General features: G+C 76.7%; 1 protein-coding gene. It reads right to left on the bottom strand.

Annotated features, from left to right (window positions below; all coding sequences use genetic code 11):
- The coding region (locus RF645_RS13530) for a ferrochelatase (RefSeq protein WP_368819298.1) at positions 1-503 on the bottom strand (503 nt) is incomplete at both ends.

Here is a 503-nt window from a genome sequence, read left to right on the forward strand (position 1 = left end):
CCCCCGCCTCGTCGAGGGCGACCGGGAGGGGCTCGCCCTGGGGGCGCTGCGCGATGGTCGGACGGGGCCCGGTGGCGCCGCGCAGCACCTTGACGCAGCAGTCCGGGGCGCAGTCGTCGAACCACGTGCCCTCGGCGCACGCGGAGAGCCGCGGCGGGGCGGCGCGCCCGGCGACGCGCTGTTCCACGAGGTCCGCGAGCCCGGCCACGAACGCCGGGTGGGTGCCCGCGGTGGGGGTGCGCACGGCCGGGAGGCCGAGCCGTTCGCAGGTCTCCAGGGCCTCCGTGTCGAGGTCCCACTTGACCTCCATGTGGTCGGAGACGAAGCCCAGCGGCACGAGGACCACACCGGCGACACCGCGCTCGGCGAGCTCCTCGAGGGCGTCGTTGACGTCCGGCTCGAGCCACGGCACCTGCGGCGGCCCGGAGCGGGACTGGTAGACGAGGTCCCAGGTGTGGTCCCCGAGCTCCTCCGGCCCCACGCGCTCCAGCACGGTCCGGGCC

This window comes from Kocuria sp. CPCC 205260, from assembly GCF_040981045.1.
Classification (GTDB): domain Bacteria; phylum Actinomycetota; class Actinomycetes; order Actinomycetales; family Micrococcaceae; genus Kocuria; species Kocuria palustris.